The following is a 17,421-nucleotide window of genomic DNA, read 5'->3' on the forward strand; positions in this document are numbered from 1 at the left end:
AGCGCACGCGCTGCATTCCGGCGAGAGCCACTTCTTTTCCTGCGACAACCCCCTTCAAAAAGCAAGAAGTCACGAGTACTTAGCGCCTCGTGGGCAAGTCGCTCGAAGAGCAGATTCATGACCTGAAGGACAGGCTGGCGCGCGCCGCGCACGAGCGCGACGAGTACCGCAAGCTCTACGAGCTCGCCAGCATCGAGCTGGAGCGGCTTCGCCGGCACATCTTCGGCCAGAAGGCCGAGCACGTCGACCCCGGGCAGATGCAGCTGGCCTTCGACGCCATCGTGCAGATGCTCGCGGGCGCAGGGGCGCCGACGGGCGCAGCGGCGCCAGCCGATGCGGACGCGCCAAACTCGCCTGAAGGCGGCGGCGCGGCGCCCGCAGGCGCACCTGGCAGCGGCGGCAAGGGGCGCAGGACGACCCCGCACGGACGTCAGAAGCTGCCCGAGCACCTGCCGGTCGAGCGCATCGAGCTGCTCCCGCCCGAAGTGCGCGACGAGCGCGCCACCGACATGGTCCGCATCGGCGAAGAGGTGTCCGAGACGCTGGAGTGGAGGCCCGCGAGCTTCGTACGGCTGCAGATCGTACGACCCAAGTTTGCCAGACCGGGCGAGCCGGAAGCTGGCGTGATCATCGCCGACGTGGCCGACAGTCCCGTCCCCCGGTCGCTGGCCGGGCCCGGGCTGCTGGCCCACGTGCTGGTGAGCAAGTACGGCGACCACCTGCCGCTGCATCGGCAGGAAAAGATCTACGAGCGCCAAGGGGTGCACCTGGCGCGCTCGACGCTCTGCGGCTGGGTCAGCTCGTGCGCCGAGGTGCTGGGCCATCTGGTCGGCGCCATGGCCAAGGATGCGCTCTCCGCGCATTGCATCGCCATCGACGCTACTGGGGTGCTCGTGCAGGCGAAGGACAAGTGCCGGCGCGGTCACTTCTGGGTGCTCGTCGCGGACCGCGACCACGTGCTGTTTCGCTTCACGCCGCGTCACAACCAGGATGGTCCCAAGGAGTTTCTCCGCGGGTACAAGGGCTACGTCCAGGCGGACGCATCGAGCGTTTACGAGGAGCTGTACCGGACCGAGCAGGTCACGGAGGTGGGCTGCTGGGCGCATTGCCGGCGGCGCTTCTTCGAGGCGATGTCGTCGGACCGGGAGCGCGCGATGACGGCGCTCGGCTTCATTCACCAGCTCTTCGCCATCGACAAGGCCACCAAGGACCTGGCTCCCAGCCGCCGCACCGAGCAGCGCCGCAGCAGCGCCCAGCCCGTGCTCGATGCCTTCCGCGCCTGGCTCGACAAGGAGGAGCTGCTCGTGCTGCCCAGGAGCCCCATCGCCGGAGCCATCGGGTATGCGCGCAACCAGTGGACTGCGCTCACCCGTTTCCTCGAGGACGGGCGGCTTCGCTTGGATAACAACCGCAGCGAGCTCGAGCTCCGCAGGGAGGCCCTCGGTCGGAAGAACTGGATTTTCGTGGGCAGTGACGACGGGGCGGAGTGGAACGCCACCATCGTGTCCTTGATCGCCTCCTGCGCCTTGCACCAGCTCGACCCCTGGGCCTACCTGCGCGACGTGCTGATCCTGCTGCCGGGCTGGCCGCGCGATCGGGTCATCGAGCTCGCTCCCAAGTCCTGGAAGCAGACCCTCGAGAACACCGACGCTCGGCAGCGGCTCGCTGCCAGCCCGTGGACCTGGGCGCCAGCCACGCTGGCCGCGTGAGCGCTGCGGCGCCTGCTCTGCGCTACGGGTGACCTCCGGCGGCGTCGCGCTGGCCGTGGGCGGCGCTCGCCGGCGTTGCCGCGGGGGTGAGGCATCTCCGCCGTCCGCCGCGGTGCGTGGCGTGCAGCCGACCTTTTGCTGCTCAGGCTCCGCAGCAGAGGGGCTCGGTCTGCCGGCGCGCCGCCTCCGCATGCCGACGTCGCCAGCCGCGCGCTCCTCGGCCACCGCCTCGAGTCCCTTCCGTCTGGTCTCGCCGCCCTGCCGTCGCTCTCGCATCGCACGGCAAGCCTATGTCCCCGGTCTGCTCGGCGTCAGGATGGGCTCTACCGAACGCATACCAAATTCCCGCGCTCAAATTTCCGCGGTTTCTGATGCACGTCGACATCCTCATCCCCGAGGACGACGGCACGGCTCAGGGTGCCGGCGAGCGAGGCGACCACGGCGGCTCGTGGCCGGGGATTGACCGTCGCGAGTTCGCCGAACCCCACGCTCGCCGGTTGGGCCGGGGTTGGGTCCATGCCTCCCGAGGAGGTGCGATTCGTCGTCACGCCCCCCTGAAACTCTGGGGAAAGCGACGGTTCGCGACGGTTCGCCACCGCGGCGGAATCCTGGCGGGATATCCGCCCCACGGACCCAGCGCCCCCCTCATCCGCCCTCCCCTCGGGCCCGCTCCGCCTGCCGCCTCGCCAGGTAGCGGCTCAGCAGGACCCACCCGCCCGCGACCGGCACCATCAGGAGCGACAGCCCCGCCGCCTTCACCCCGAGCGCCGACAGCCCCGACAGCGCCCACGCGCTCGCGGCGTCCCCGCCCCGGAACGCCACGGTGTCGATGAAGCTCTTCGCCTTGTACTTCTCCTCTCGCGCGACCACCGTGAACAGGATCTCCCGCGCCGGCCGGTCCACCGCGTAGTGGATCGCCCGCCGGAGCCCCTGGAGCCCGGCGATCATCGAGAGGGTCGGCCGCGCCGCGAGCGCGAGGAACCCGACGCCGGTGACCACCGGGACCACCGCGAGCGCGACCCCGAGGCCCACCCGGGTCATGAGCCTCCCGGTCACGAGCACCTGCACGACGATGGTGATCACGTTCACGGTGAGATCGATGGAGGCGAACATCGCGGTCCGCCGCGCGGGATCCATCGATTCCGCGGAGACGATCCGCGCCTGCTCGAAGTAGAGCACCGTCGCGGTGATCGACAAGAAGAGCGTCTGCGCGCAGATCCCGAGGAGGTACGGCGACCCGAGGACGAGCGTCACCCCGCGGAATGCGCCCCCGCCGATGCGCTCCTCCGCGGCGCTCGCCTCGGGCGGCGCCGCGCCGCCGGTGAGCCGGCCGGCGAGGCGGTTCAGCCGCGTCACGCAGAGCACGGCGAGCTCGAGCAGCGCCGCCGACAGGAGCAGGAGGTTCGCGGTCCCGATCTGCCGCGCCTGCGCGGCCGTGACGAGCGAGCCGACGAGCGCGCCGGCGCTGCCGCCGGCGGCGATGACGCCGAAGAGGCGCTTGCCTTGCTCGCTGCGCCAGACGTCGGCCATGAACTGCCAGAACACCGACACGACGAACAGGTTGAAGACGCTCAGCCAGACATAGAACACCTTCCCCACCTCGACGCGCGGCGCGCCGAGCGCGAGCAGCCCGAAGAAGACGAGGAGGTTCGACGCGAAGAAGCGATAGACGATCGGGATGAACCGCCGCCGCGGCAGCCGCGCCACGAGCGCGGAGAAGGCCGGCACGGCCGCGAGCATCGCCGCGAACACCGCCGTGAACAGCCAGGGCAGCTTGTCCATGCCGCCCGAGATGCCCATCTCCTCGCGGACGGGCCGCAGGATGTAATAGCTGCAGAGGACGCAGAAGAAGTACGCGAAGCTCCAGAGCAGCGCGGAGACCTCGCCCTCCCTCACGTCGCAGACCCGCCGGAGCAGCGCGGCCGCCGGGCTCAACGGTCCGCCGCCCTCCCCCCGGCGGGGCGTCGCGCCGCGGGCGGCGTGAGGCGTGACGGCGGGCGCAGCATCGGACGCTCACTGCACGACAGCCCGCCCCGCGCGTCAAGGCGACCGGCGGCGCCGGCCGCCCGCGGGCGCGGACCTCATCGGATGAGCAGCGCTCCCGGCGCGGAGCGGCTAAGCTCGGGCCGCGCAGCCATGAAGTTCGTCCACGCCGCCGACCTCCACATCGACAGCCCCCTCCGCGGGCTCGACCGTTACCCGGGCGCCCCGGTCGAGCAGATCCGCGGGGCCACCCGCCGCGCGCTCGAGAACCTCGTGAGCCTCTGCCTCACCGAGGAGGTCGACCTCCTGCTGCTCGCCGGCGACATCTACGACGGCGACTGGAAGGACTACAGCACGGGCCTGTTCTTCGCCTCGCAGCTCTCCCGGCTGCGCGCCGCCCGGGTGGAGGTGGTGCTCCTCAGCGGCAACCACGACGCCGAGAGCCACATCACGCGTCACCTGGAGCTCCCCGAGAACGCCCGCCGGCTCGACCCGAAGAGCCCAGAGACGGTCCTCTTCGAGCGGCTCGGGGTCGCGGTCCACGGGCAGAGCTTCGCGACCAAGGCGGTCACCGACGATCTCGCCGCCGGCTACCCGGACGCGCTGGCGGGCCTGTTCAACATCGGCCTGCTCCACACCTGCCTGGGCGGCCGCGAGGGCCACGACAACTACGCTCCTTGCAGCCTGAACACCCTCGTCGGGAAGCGATACGACTACTGGGCGCTCGGCCACGTGCACACCCGGGAGGTGCTCTCGGAGGATCCGTACATCGCCTTTTCCGGCAACCTCCAGGGCCGCCACGCCCGCGAGACCGGCGAGAAGGGCGCCCTCCTCGTCACCGTGGACGACGGCCGCGTCGCCTCCGTCGAGCACCGCCCCCTCGATGTCGTCCGCTGGTGCGCCTGCGAGGTCGATCTCTCCCCGGCCGCGAGCGCCGACGACATCGTGGATCTGACGCGCGAGCAGCTCGAGCAGCGCCTCGCGGAGGCGGACGGGCGCACGCTGGCCGCGCGGGTGATCCTGTGCGGCGCGACGCCGGCCCACGCCGCGCTCCGCGCCGACTTCGAGCGCTGGACAGGGCAGATCCGCGCGATCGCCAACGACCTCGGCGGCGGGCTCTGGATCGAGCGCGTGCTCTCCCGGACGCTGGCCCCGCTCCAGGTCGGCGCGCTCGAGGAGCGGGACGACGCCATCGGCCAGCTCACGCGGTCGCTGCGCGCGCTGCGCGACGACGAGGCGGGCCTCTCCTCGCTCCTGCGCGAGTTCGCGAGCCTCAAGAACAAGCTCCCCGCCGAGGCGCGCGAGGGCGACGACGCCATCCGCCTCGACGACCCGACGTACCTGCGCGAGGCGCTCGACGACGTGGAGCACACGCTGATCTCGCGGCTGCTCGGCGCCGGCGAGGCGCCGTGAGCGCCGGCGCGGCGGCCTGGGTCGGAGCCGGCCGCGAAGGCGGAAATCAGGAAATAAACTCAGCGATTCCCGCAACTTATCGTGTTCTCGCGAGCGCTGCCCGGACGACCGCGGCCGCGGCCCGCGCGGCTTGACGGCACGTCGATCTCCACCATGCACTCCTCCTGACGCGCCCTGCGCACGCGAGCATCGCCTCGGACAGCCGGACGCGACGGGACGGGGGAGTCATGGACGGGGGAGTCACGATCGACCAGAGCGCTTTTTCGGAGCTGTTCCGTCCGAGGGGCCGCGCCGAGCCGCACTCCATCTACGCGCGCATGCGGGCCGCGGGGCGCATCCATCGCCTCATCCACCCTCGCCTCAACGTGCCTCTCTGGACGGCCACGCGCTACGACGACTGCGTGGAGCTCCTCAAGGATCCTCGTCTGATCCGGGATTGCCGCAAGCTCCCCGCCGAGCTGCGCGCGAGCTACCGCCCGCTCGGCGAGCGCTCGGTCCTGCTGAGTCATCACATGCTCGAGGCCGACCCGCCGGATCACACCCGGCTCCGGGGCATCGTCCAGCGGGCCTTCTCGACGCGGGCGATGGAGGGGCTGCGCCCGCGCATCCACGCCATCGTGGGTGAGCTCATCGACGCCGTGGCGGACCAGCGCCGCATGGATCTCGTGGCCGACTTCGCGTTCCCGCTCCCCATCGCGGTCATCTCGGAGCTGCTCGGCCTCCCGCGCGAGGATCGCGACCGATTCCGCCACTGGACCAAGCTCCTCCTCGCCGCCACGAGCGATCGAGCGCTCCTCGAGCCCGCGATGCCCGCGGTGAAGGAGATCGAGGCGTACTTCGAGGCGCTGTTCGCGGTCCGCCGCAAGGCCCCGCGCGACGACCTGATCAGCGCGATCGTGCTCGCCGAGGAGCAGGAGCACAAGCTGAGCTCGGCGGAGGTCATGAGCATGGTGTTCCTGCTGCTGGTCGCGGGCCACGAGACCACGGTGCACCTCATCGCGAGCGGCGCGCTCCTCCTGCTCTCGCACCCCGAGCAGCGGCGGCGGCTCGAGGCGGAGCCCGAGCTCATCGGCTCCGCGGTCGAGGAGACGCTGCGCTGCGAGGGGCCGGCCGAGATCTCGGTGGTCCGCTGGCCGCTCGAGGACGTCGATCTGCTCGGCGCGCGCGTGCCGGCGGGAGAAGGGGTCGTCGCGGGGCTCCTGGCCGCGAACCGGGATCCGGAGCAGTTTCCGGATCCGGACCGCTTCGACATCGGCCGCTCGCCGAACCGGCACCTCGCCTTCGGGAGCGGGATCCACTTCTGCCTGGGCGCGACGCTCGCGCGGATCGAGGCGGCCATCGCCCTCTCGACGCTCTTCCGGAGGCTCCCGGGGCTCGAGCTCGACGTCTCGCCGGACGAGATCGAATGGAGCGAGTGGTCCCTGATCCGCGGCCCGACGGCGGTGCCCGTGGCGTTCTGAGGGGCGGCGACGCGAGCGGCGCTCCGGCGCCCCGGGAGCTCGGCCCCGGGCCCGCGCTCAGCCGGTAGTGCTCGAATTTGCCTGGAGAGAGTTCACATGAAGGCGGGAAGGCAGGAAGATCATTGTTCTTTTCTTCCCGCCTCCCCGCCTTCAGTTCAATTTTGAGCACTGCCGCTCAGCCCGCCGAGCGGGCCGTCCTGGCGTAGGCCCGGAGCACCTCGGCCACGCTCCACGCCTGGGCGACGCACCCGCGGGGCGTGAACGGCGGCTCGGCGTCGAAGATCTCGCTGATCGACCCGGCGCAGGCCTCGTCGAGGTGCGGGGTGAAGCCCTCGAGCAGGCTCCGCGCCCCGGCGAGATCGGCCGGATACACCTTCAGCCAGGCGTCGATGAAGGGGCCCATGAGCCACCCCCACACGGTGCCCTGGTGATAGGCCATGTCCCGCGCGCGGAGATCGCCGAAATACTTCGGCTTGTAATCGGGGTGCCCAGGGGCGAGCGACCTGAGGCCCACGGGCGTCCAGAGCCGCTCCTTCACCTGATCGACGATGCCCTTCCAGCGGGCGGCGTCGAGGACCGGGTGCGGCAGCGAGATCGCGAAGATCTGGTTGGGCCGGAAGGCGTCGTCGTTGCCCTGCTCGCCGTCGAGCACGTCGTAGAGATAGCCCAGCTCGTCGGACCAGAAGCGCCGGTTGAACGAGGCCTTGACCTGCTCGGCGGCCGCGCTGTAGCGCCGCGCCGCGCCGTCGCCCTCGGCCTCGCGCACCCAGCGCTCGATGAGGCGCAGGGCGTTGTACCAGAGCGCGTTGATCTCCACGGCCTTCCCGCGGCGGGGCGTGACCACGTAATCGCCGACCTTGGCGTCCATCCAGGTCAGCTGATACCCCTCTTCCCCCTGACGGACGAGGCCGTCCTTGGGATCGACGCCGATCCCGAAGCGCGTCCCGCGGGTGTGGTGCTCGACGATATCGATCAGCGTCGGGAGCACGAGCCGGAGCGTCTCGCGATCGCCGGTGTAGGTCAGGTAGCGATCGAGCGCGTGGAAGAACCAGAGGGTGGCGTCGGCGGTGTGGTAGAGCCCGTCGTTCTTGCCCTCCGGGAACATGTTGGGGATGAGCCCGTCCTTCACGTAATGGGCGAACGTGCGCAGGATGTAGCCCGCCTCGGTGTGACGACCGGTGACGAGCGTCAGCCCCTCGAGGCTGATCATGGTGTCTCGCCCCCAGTCGGTGAACCAGTGATAGCCCGCGATGACGGTGCGCACCTCGTCCCCGGCGGCCCGCGCGCGGGCGGCGTCCTCGACGCGGCCCGCGGGGGTGATGAGGAACTGATCCGCGCCGAGGATGAGCTCCGCCGGCGGCCCGGAGCGGACCTCGGGCGCCGCGGCGAGCAGGAGCCGGGTGCGGCGCTTGCGCTCGGCGCGCTGCACCTGCTCCGTGGAGAGGGCGTTGATCGTCTCCCAGGGCTCGGTCGACGCGACGAGGGTCACGCTGCCGGAGACGGGGAGCTCGAGGCCGAAGCGGCCGGGGCTGTAGAACTCGCCGACCGCGTCGTACCCGCGGCTCTGCTCGATCCGGTAGCGCACGTTGCGCAGGCGGGCGCTGTCGATCCGGAACTCGGCCCGGGCGCCCTGGACCTTGAGCCGGAGCGGCGGCAGGTCGCTCGGCGAGGCGAGCTCGTAGCGATCCTCGACCACGGTGAGCGCGTACGGGCCCGCGACCGGCCGATCGAGCGCGCCCTCGTGCGGGCGGAAGTTCACCCACGGCTGGAGCTCGATCTGGACCGGCCCTTCGCCCTTGAGGAGCGTGTACGTGACGTGGACGGTGTTCTGCCCGTGGGGCAGGAGGAGGCGCCGCTCGAACGCCATCCCGGCGCCCTCGTAGCGCCACACCGGGAGCCCGGCCTCCAGGCGGAACTCGGCGAGATCGATGACCTGCGCGGCGCTGTCGTCGAGCCAGGGCTCCTGACCGCCGACCTGATAGACCTTGCCGTCCGCGGTGATGACCCGGGTCGACAGATCGCTGAGCATCATGGTGCGGCCGAGGGGGGCCGGCAGCGCGGAGATCAAGAGCCCGTGGAAGCGGCGGGTCACCGCGCCGGAGATGGTGCCTGACGCGTAGCCGCCGAGGCCGTTCGTGACGAGCCATTCCCGCGTGAGCGGGTCCGACCCGTGCTCGGCGTCGTCGTGCGAGGCGGGGCCGGTGCCCCGGGACCAGACCATCATCCGGCAGATCTCGTCAGCGTACATGCTTTTTGGGCTCCTCTGGGCGAGGGTTGGCGCTCGTCTTCTCGGGCACCGGCGTCCCGACCACGGGGTGCAGGAGGATCGCCGCGTCGCCCTGGATGTGGACGCCATCCTCGGTGATGACAGGTGGACTGCCTTGTCCCCCGTAACGGGGGGATTCGCTGGACCACAACGTCTCCCAGCGGCGCCCCGGCGGCGGGGCGATGAGCGGCTCCGGCAAGGACCCTCGATGGATGTCCCGCCCGAGGTTGACGAGGAGCAGGCGGTCGTCGCCGTCGTCGCCGAAGTAGCGGAGGAGGAACGCGTGGCCCGAGAGGACGGCCCCGTCGACGCCGCGCGGGCGCTGGGCCCGGATCACGGGATCGCGCCGGCGGAGCGCGATCAGGTCCTCGTGGAGGGCGTAGATGCCGGCGTTGCGCTCGCGCTCGGAGAAATCGAGCTTGCAGCGCTCGAACGTCCGCGGGTCGTCGGGGGCGTCGAGCCGCGAGGCGACCTCGGGCGAGGCGCACGAGGGGAACTGCGCCAGGAACTCCGCCCTGCCCTTGCGCACGAGCGGCGCGAGATCGCGGTTGTGGTCCGCGAAGAAGAGGAACGGCGCCGACGACCCGAACTCCTGCCCTTGAAAGAGCATGGGCGTCCCCGGGGCGAGCAAGAGGAGCGCCGACATCGCCCGGAACTTCCCCGGGCAGGTTAGGTGATAGAGCCGCTCGCCCTTGGCCGTGTTGGCGACCTGATCGTGGTTCTCCAGGAAGAGGACGAAGCGGGCCGGATCCACGTCGAGCGCGGGGGTGCCTCGCCGCTGCTTCTGCCACTGGTAGCGCTGCCCCTGGAAGAGGAAGCCCCGCTTGACGGCGGAGATGAACTCCTGCGGAGAGCCCTCGTGATCCGTGTAGTACGCCTCGCTGTGGCCGGTGAGCGCCACCTTGGCGCTGTGGTGGAAGTCGTCGTTCCAGATGGCGTCGAGCCCGTAGCCGCCCCGCTCCGGGCCGCGGATCAGCCATTCTTCCTGGGACTCGTTCTCGGCCACGATGAACGTCTCCTTGTCCTTCGCGGCCTCCCGGACGCGGCGCGCGATCGCGGCGAGGATGTGGTCCTTCGAGCCGTCGTAGATGTTCTGGGTCGCGTCGAGCCGCAGGCCGTCGAGGTGGTACTCGTCGATCCAGTGGCCGGCGTTCGCGAGGAAGAACTCCCTCACCGCCTCGGATCGGGGGCCGTCGAAGTTGATGGCCGCGCCCCAGTCGGTCTTGTGGCGATCGGTGAAGTAGTCCTTGGAGAACTGGCCAAGGTAATTGCCGTCCGGACCGAGGTGGTTGTAGACGACATCGAGGATCACCCCGATCCCGACGCGGTGCGCCGCGTCGACGAAGCGGCGGAAATCGTCGGGGCTGCCGTAGAGGCGCGTCGGCGCGAAGAGGTTCACGCCGTCGTACCCCCAGTTGAACCGGCCGGGGACCTCGTTCACCGGGAGCAGCTCGATCAAGGAGATGCCGATCCGGGCGAGCTCGGGCAGCTCGCGCGCCGCGGACTCCCAGGTGCCCTCCCGGGTGAAGGTGCCGACGTGCATCTCGTAGACGACTTGCCCCTTGAGCGGGGCGCCCGGGAAGCCCGCGTCGCTCCACGCGAACGCGGCGGGGTCGATCACCTCGGAGGGCCCGTGCGGCCCCTCCGGCTGCGAGCGCGAGGCGGGATCGGGATAGAGCTTCTCGTCGTCGTCGAGCCGGAACCGGTAGCGGGTGCCGGCCGCCGCGGCCGGGACGAGCGCCGCGAAGTAACCGCCCTCCTCGGGCCGCAGCGGCGCGGTCTCGCCGCTCCCCGGCCCGGCCTCCAGGACCACCTCGACCCGGCGCCGGGAGGGCGCCCAGACGCGGAAGTGCACTCCTTTTCCGGCTCCGGCGAGCACCTCAGCGCCGACAGGCAACCGTCTTTCCATCTTCTCCGGCATTGAGTTGCATTCTAAGCGCAACACACGTGACGTCCAGACCCATAGGCTCGGCGGTCCCCTTTGCATCGGTTCTATTCACCTGGCTTACATGGCGAGCGATAACGCCTTACGGGGTCGCCTGAGAGGGATCGGGGATCGACCGACGATGAGAGACGGCACAGGCGAAGTGGTCTGCATTGCACAGATCAAGCGATCCTGGAGCGCGCGCGTGCCTCACCCAGGCTGGCGGGCTCCGAGGAGGAGAGCAGTGTAGACTCGCCTCATCGAGCGAGCGCCGGTAAGAGCGGATTCCGCGCCGGCGGGCTCCGCGATCACGGGTGGGCGATGACCACGAGCGTGCGCGCGCGCCGGAGCACGCAGCGCAGCGCCTGCTCCAGCGTCTCGGGGTCGAGCGCCGCGAAGCTCTCGTCGAGCACGACGACCTCGGCGCCCTGGAGCAGCGCGCGCGCAATGTAGAGCCGGCTCCGCTCGCCGTGCGAGAGCTGCCAGCCCGTCTCGCCCACCACCTGCTCCAGCCCGGCGGGCATCCGGCCGAGCAGCTCGCCGAGGCCGAGCTCGCGGCAGATCTCCTCGGCCTCGGCGAGATCGTCGGGCCTCGGCGGCCAGCGCCGGCCCATCAGCAGGTTGTACGCGAACGTCCCGCCGAGGACGTAGTTCTCGTGGAACTGCGGCGCCGCGGCCACGCGGCGTCGCCACGCGGCGGCGCCCAGCATGTGGCGGTCGAGCCCGTTCAAGAGGAGCAGCCCCGCGTCGGGCGCGCGCAGCCCCGAGAGCAGCGCGCTCAGCGTCGACTTCCCTCCCCCCGAGGGCCCCTCGAGCAGGATGCGCTCGCCCGCGGCGATCCGCAGCGAGGCGTCGATCACCGCGGGGCGCGGCCTGCCCTTGTGCCGGAACGACAGCTCGTGCGCCTCCAGGACCGGCGCGCGGCGCTCCGCGTCCCCCGCGCTGCCCGCGCCGGGCGGCGTGCGCCCCGCGTCGGGCGGCAGGGGCGGCGGCGGCGCCCCGCCGCGGGCGGCCGCCTTGAAGAGCGTGGCGACCTGCTCCCACGCGATCGCCGCGCTGGCGAGGCTCGACAGGCCGGCCGACAGGCCCTGGAGCGCGCGGCTCGCGAGCAGGACGCCGCCGAGCGCCACCGCGTACGCCGCGGCCGAGCCGGTGCCCGCGAGGAACGGCGGCACGAGGCCGGCGATCCCCGCGATGAGCCAGCCGCGCGGCATCAGCGCGCCGATCTCGATCTGGCTCCGGTCGAGCTCGCGCGATCGCGCGAGGTACTGGGAGAGCGCCTCGTCCTCGCCGTGGTGCCAGCGGCCGCTCCGCTCCTGGGCGAGGCGGGTGCGGTGGCCGACCAGGCGCTCGATGAGATCGTGGGTCATCGCGAGCCGCGCGGCGGTCCAGCGCGCGCGGCGCCGGTAGAAGCGCGCGCAGAGCGCGACGACGAGGACCGCCCAGGCGACGAGCAGGAGCGCGTGGAGCGCGCCCGCCGCGCCCTGGGCGAGCACGACCGCCGCCGCCGCGAGCTCGAACGCCGCCGCGACGGCCCCGACGCCGCCGCCCATCGCGAGCGCCTCGATCGCCTCGGACTCGATCACGCGCCCGAGGAAGCGGCCCGCGCCCTCGCTGCGCACCTCCTCGGCGTCGAGCGCGAGCGCGCCCGCGAGCAGGCGCTGCTTGATCAGCGCGCTGGCGTCGATCGCGACCACGCCGGACAGCCACGCCATGAGCTGGCGCAGCGGGACCACCGTCGCGAGCAGCAGCGCCCCGGCGTAGAGCCACCCCTCGTCGAGGTGGTCGTCGAGGATGCTGCGCCCCACGGTCGTCCACACCAGGATCCAGAGCGTGTAGGCCGACGCGTGGGCGGCCAGCAGGCCGAGGAGGCGGCGCGGGATCCGCGCGGCCGCGAGCTGCCGCCCGAACGAGGCGCCGGGCGGCGGGCGCAGGCTCCAGATGCCGTCGAGGACCACGGGCCCGAGCCGCTCGCGGAGCAGGGCCTGCCGCGCGCGGGCGCGCCGCCGCGGCCGCACGCCCGCGCGGTCGAGGATGCGATCGACCTCGGGGAGCACCTGCGCCTCGAGCGGGCGGGCGATGCGGCGGAGGATCGCCTCGACCGGCACCCGCGCGGTGGAGCGGTCGGCGCGGAGCACCGAGAGGGCCTGCCCGCTGCGCCCCACGACGGCGAGGAAGCGCTGCGCCTCGCCGCCGCGCAGCCACACGAGCGCGGGCGCGACGCGCAGGAGCGCGCCGGCGACCTCGTCGTAGCGCGCCGCGATCGGCTCCGCCTCGACGCCGAGGTAGCCCGCGGCCTGATCGATCCACGCGCCGAGCGCGTCCGCGCTGCGGAGGTGCCCGGCGGTGGGGATGGGCGCCGCGACCGCGCGCGGGCGGAGGCCGCCCTGGAGCGCGAGCGCCTCGAGCGCGTCGCCGAGGCGCTCCGCCGGCCACTCGAGGGCGCCGAGCGCGTCGGCCGCCTCGCCCGGCCGAGCGCCCCAGCCGCGTCGCGCCTGCGCGCCGTCCGGCTCGGCCCCCCACCCGGGTTGCGCCTCCGCCGTCACCTCCGCTCGCCCTCCGGCGCTGCCGCGGCGGCCTCGGCCGCCACTCCTGCGGCCTCGGCCGCCGATCCCGCGCCCTCCGCCGCCGCTCCGGCGATGCGCCCGCGCACGACCTTCAGCCGGCGCCACCCGCCGCTCGACCAGAGCCCTCGCTGCACGGCCGCCTCGGCGTCCAGCAGCGCGCGGTAGCGGGAGCCAGGGCGCGCCGCGAGCTCGGCGGGCGCCCCGTCCTCGACCACGCGCCCGCCGTCCACGACGAGCACGCGCTCGAACCCGCGCGTCTCGCCGACGTCGTGGGTGACGCAGAGGAGCGTCGCGCGACGGAAGCGCCGCCGCGCCCGGGCGAGCAGCGCGCGGCGGCGCTCCCGGTCGAGGCCGCGGAACGGCTCGTCGAGGATCGCGAGCCGCGCCTCGCTCCGCAGCATCGCCCGGCCGAAGCGCACGCGCTGCCCCTCGCCGCCGGAGACGAGCCCTCCGCCCTCGCCGAGCAGGGTCTTCTGCCCCTCGGGCAGCCGCTCCAGCACCTCGCGCAGCTCGGCCTCCTCGACGACCGCGCCGAAGTCGGCCGCGTCGTCGGGCGCGCCGTAGCGGAGGTTGTCGAGGAACGACCGGTTCCAGATCTGCACCGCCGGGTCGACCCACGCGGTCTCCTCGCGCAGGGCGTGGAGCCGCGCGCCGTCGAGCGGACGGCCGTCGACGAGCACCCTGCCCTCGCTCGCCCGGTGCCACCCGAGCAGCACCCCGACGAGGCTCGACTTGCCCGCGCCCGAGGCCCCCACGATCGCCACGTGGCTGCCCGCCGCGATCCGGAGATCCACCCCGTCGAGGATCACGTGGCCGGCGGCCTGGATGCGCACGCGCTCGAAGGCGATCGCGCAGCCCGCGCCCTCGGCGCCGGCCCGCGGAGGCGGCGCGTCGGCCGCGGCGCCGCCGTCGCGCGGCTCCTCCGGCGCGCCGAGCGGCTCGAGCAGGCGCAGCGCCGTGTTGCGCTGCGCCGGGTACTGGAGCAGCGCGCCCGCGAGCGCCTGCCCGATGGCCGGCAGCGCGAGCGCCCAGTAGAAGAGCAGGAGCGCCCGCGAGAGCGCGCCCCCGCGGGCGAGGAAATCGCCGAGGATCCACGCGGCGAGCGCGAAGCCGAGCAGCGCCTGCGCCCCGTCGACGGCGAGGGCCGCGCGGAGCAGCGCGCGCCCGGCGAGCGCCCACTCCCCGAGCAGGCCCGCGTGCTGCCGCCGCACGGCCCGCTCCGCCGCGTGCGCCCGGATCGGCACGAGGCCGAGCAGCGCGTCGAGGTAGAAGCTCGTGAGCGCGCCGGCGTGGGTGCGGACGCGCAGGTCCCGCTCGACGAGGACGCGGTTCCCCGCGAACGGCAGCGCCAGCGCGAGCGCGGCGCACGGCACGGCGAGGCGCGCGCTCGCGGGATCGATCCAGACGATCGCGGCCGTGGTGACCGCGAGATCGAGCGCCGAGCGCGCGATCTGGCCGCCGAACGCCGGCAGGGCGCGGAGCACGTGCAGGCTGTGGCCGCGCTGCGCCATGTCCGAGGCCGGGCGGCTGTGGAAGTAGCGATCGCCGATGCGCGGGATCTTCGCGAGGAACGCCATCCGCAGCCGCGCCTCGAGGTGCCGCCCGAGCCGGATCACCCCGGTGGTCAGCGAGAGATCGAGGGCGAGCTCCACCGCGAGGAACGTCGCGAGGGCGCCGATGGCGGCGAGGCGCTGCTCGAACAGCGCGAGATCGTTCGAGATCTGGAGCAACCCGCGGAAGAGGAGGCTCTCCAGCACCACCGTGGCGACGCTGAGCGCGAGCGCGCCGGCGAGCACGGCGGGCGTGAGCAGCCCGTCCTCGCGGATCATCCGGAAGAGCTCGCGCGCGGGCCGGGCCGGGCGCTCCGCGAGGGCGGCGGCGACGTCGGGCGGGAGGCGCGCCTCGGCGCTCGGGCTCGCTTCGTCGGCGCGGGGCGGCGGCGCGGGCGCGGCGGCCCGCGGCGCGCCGCCGCGCGCAGCCGCGGCGCGGGCGTGGCTGCGCGCGGCGGCGCGCAGCCCGCGGATCCGCACGAGCACCGCGCCCCGCGCGACGACCCGATCCTCCCCGCGCGGGCCGGCCGGCCCGGGGTGCGCCGTCCAGAAGGTGGGCGGGATCATCGCCTCCCGCGCGGCCTCGGGCCCCTGCTCGAGCAGCGCGCCCAGCACGCGCGCGGCCTCGCGACCGCGGCCGAGGCCGCCGGAGCGCACGAGCGACGTGACCAGGCGCGCGCCGGCGTCGAGCGCCGCGATCGCGCGCCACCCCGGGTCCGAGAGCGCCGCCTCGAGCGGCCGCGCCCCCGCGCCGAGCCAGGCGAGCCGGCGCTCGAGCGGCCGCGTGAACCCGTCGCTCGCCGCCCAGTCGCGGAAGTCCGCCGCCGACAGCGGCAGCTCGTGCTGGTAGAGCTCGCCCTCGAGCTGCCGTCGCGTGAGCCAGCGGCGCCCGGTGGCCGGGTCCATCACCTGCACGAGGCCGCCGTGCCGGCGCCAGAGCACGACTACGTGGAGCGGCCCGGCCGACTGCCGCACGATCGCCAGGGCGGGCAGCGCCTGCGCCTCGTCGAGCAGCACGTGCTCGGTCGGGACGAGGATCTGCTGGGCCACGAGCCCGAGCTGCCCCGCGAGGTCCTCCAGGGTGTCGATGGAGGTGCCATCGACGTCGGTCTGGCAGGCCTCGCGCAGGCGGCCGTAGCTCACGCCGATGCCGAAGCCCTCGAGCACGCACTTGAGCGTGGCCGGCCCGCAATCCATCGCCGAGGTCTGCACGACCTCCGGCGCGAGGAGCCGTCGCTCCGGGCTCGACGCCCGGCGACGGCGGTTCGGTGATCGCTCCGGCGCGGATCGGGGATCGGCGTTCGTCGTCCCCTCCTTCACCCGCCCGCTCCGCCGCGGACCCTCACGATCTGCCCCGCGGCGCGCAGCACGAGCGAGGCCGGCGAGACGCGCTCGGTCTCGATGACGACGCTGCCGGGGAGCCCGTGCTGCATCGGGATCGGCGACGCCGGGTCGGGCCGTACGCCGAGCTCCACGCGGATGCGGCCCTCCTGCGTCTCGCTCGCGACGCGGTCGACGGTGGTGGAGAGGGTGCCGTACTCGGTCCACGGGAACGCGTCGAGGCGCAGGCGCCCCTCCTGCCCCGCGCGGATCCGCCCGACGGAGGCGGGCGGGAACTCCGCGATCACCCGGAGCTCGCCGGGCGGCACGACGGCGGCCACGACGTCCCCTTCGCTCACGAAGGAGCCGGCGCGCAGCACCGTGATGTCGCCGACCCGCCCGGCGATCGGCGAGCGGATCTTGCGCCGGTCGATCTCGGCGAGCAGCCCCTTGATCGCCGCCTCCAGCACGAGCCGCTCGCCCTCGAGGGTGGCCGCCTCGCGGTCGAGCCGCGCGAGCTCGGCCTGCTGCTCGCTCTGCCCGGCGCGCCGCTCGACGTAGGCCCGCGCGGCGGCGCGGTCGAGCGCCTCGGTCGCCGAGCGCCTCGACAGCGCGTCGGCCGCGAGCCGCGCCGCCTCGGCCTCGGACACGAGCCCGTCCTGGCGCAGGCGCACGGCCCGCTCCGCCTCGAGCTCCTGGAACCGCGCGCCCGCCTCGGCCTCCCGCAGCCGCGCCTTCGCCTCGTCGACGTGCGCGCGCGCCGCCTCCTCCCCGTCGCGCAGCGCCCGCCCCCGCGCCGCGATCTCGGCCCGGAGCGGCCCCATCTGCCCCGCGATCGCCTCGAGCCGGGCCTGCTTGTCGTCGATCTCGCGGCGGAGCGGCTCGACGTCGAGCTCGATGAGGACGTCGCCCGCGGCGACCTCGGCCCCGAGGGCGAGGTGGACCGCGGCGACCTTCCCGCCGAGCGGCGCCTCGACGCGGTGCGCCGCCTGGCCCACCTCGAGCCGGGCGCTCACGCTGGTTTCGTACCGCCCGACGCGCGCGAGGAAGAACCACGCGAGCCAGGCGGAGAGCAGGACCGCGCCGATCGCGACGCCGGCGATCGAGCCGCGGTGGCCGTCGGTGGCGATCGCGTGAATCGAGCGTGAGAACCCGGCGGGCATGGCGATTGTGCAAAGGTACACGAGCGAAGCAGGGTCAGGAAGTCACGCCCATCGCCCGGGTGAGGC

General features: G+C 73.4%; 9 protein-coding genes. 3 read left to right on the plus strand and 6 right to left on the minus strand.

The genetic code is table 11. From position 1 onward, the window contains the following. The first annotated feature begins 89 nt into the window (after positions 1–89). Positions 90–1,709, plus strand: coding sequence for an IS66 family transposase (gene tnpC, locus WMF26_RS41130; protein ID WP_437997201.1), 1,620 nt, complete (start codon positions 90–92; stop codon positions 1,707–1,709). A 645-nt stretch (positions 1,710–2,354) separates the two neighbouring features. Here tnpC and WMF26_RS41135 read toward each other — a convergent pair. After that, a complete protein-coding gene (locus tag WMF26_RS41135; RefSeq protein ID WP_437997202.1) occupies positions 2,355–3,644 on the minus strand; it encodes an NTP/NDP exchange transporter in 1,290 nt (429 codons plus the stop codon). A 201-nt stretch (positions 3,645–3,845) separates the two neighbouring features. Between WMF26_RS41135 and WMF26_RS41140 the strand changes: the two genes are divergently transcribed. Together WMF26_RS41140 and WMF26_RS41145 are read left to right on the plus strand one after the other, a co-directional pair. Further along, positions 3,846–5,105, plus strand: coding sequence for a metallophosphoesterase family protein (locus WMF26_RS41140; RefSeq protein WP_437997203.1), 1,260 nt, complete (start codon positions 3,846–3,848; stop codon positions 5,103–5,105). Positions 5,106–5,332: 227 nt separating this feature from the next. Further along, positions 5,333–6,565 carry a cytochrome P450 family protein gene (locus WMF26_RS41145; protein WP_437997204.1) on the plus strand — a complete coding sequence of 411 codons (1,233 nt, stop codon included), beginning with the start codon at positions 5,333–5,335 and terminating at the stop codon, positions 6,563–6,565. A gap of 175 nt (positions 6,566–6,740) precedes the next feature. Here the strand turns inward: WMF26_RS41145 and WMF26_RS41150 are convergent, their stop codons facing one another. The 5 genes from WMF26_RS41150 to WMF26_RS41170 form a co-directional block, all read right to left on the minus strand. Further along, complete coding sequence (locus WMF26_RS41150) at positions 6,741–8,813, minus strand: amylo-alpha-1,6-glucosidase (protein ID WP_437997205.1); 2,073 nt, start codon at positions 8,811–8,813, stop codon at positions 6,741–6,743. Then, the gene (gene treZ / locus WMF26_RS41155; protein ID WP_437997206.1) at positions 8,803–10,740 is read right to left on the minus strand and encodes a malto-oligosyltrehalose trehalohydrolase; all 1,938 of its coding nucleotides are present in this window, start codon (positions 10,738–10,740) and stop codon (positions 8,803–8,805) included. Before treZ ends, WMF26_RS41150 begins: the two co-directional genes overlap by 11 nt. A 323-nt stretch (positions 10,741–11,063) precedes the next feature. Then, positions 11,064–13,301: an ATP-binding cassette domain-containing protein gene (locus WMF26_RS41160; RefSeq protein WP_437997207.1), complete on the minus strand. Its 2,238-nt coding sequence runs from the start codon at positions 13,299–13,301 to the stop codon at positions 11,064–11,066. Beyond that, positions 13,298–16,192, minus strand: coding sequence for an ATP-binding cassette domain-containing protein (locus WMF26_RS41165; protein WP_437997208.1), 2,895 nt, complete (start codon positions 16,190–16,192; stop codon positions 13,298–13,300). Before WMF26_RS41165 ends, WMF26_RS41160 begins: the two co-directional genes overlap by 4 nt. Next, complete coding sequence (locus tag WMF26_RS41170; RefSeq protein ID WP_437997209.1) at positions 16,189–17,355, minus strand: HlyD family secretion protein; 1,167 nt, start codon at positions 17,353–17,355, stop codon at positions 16,189–16,191. Before WMF26_RS41170 ends, WMF26_RS41165 begins: the two co-directional genes overlap by 4 nt. Between the last annotated feature and the right edge of the window lie 66 nt (positions 17,356–17,421).

It is taken from the genome of Sorangium sp. So ce185 (assembly GCF_051526825.1).
GTDB classification, from domain to species: Bacteria; Myxococcota_A; Polyangia; order Polyangiales; family Polyangiaceae; genus Sorangium; species Sorangium cellulosum_D.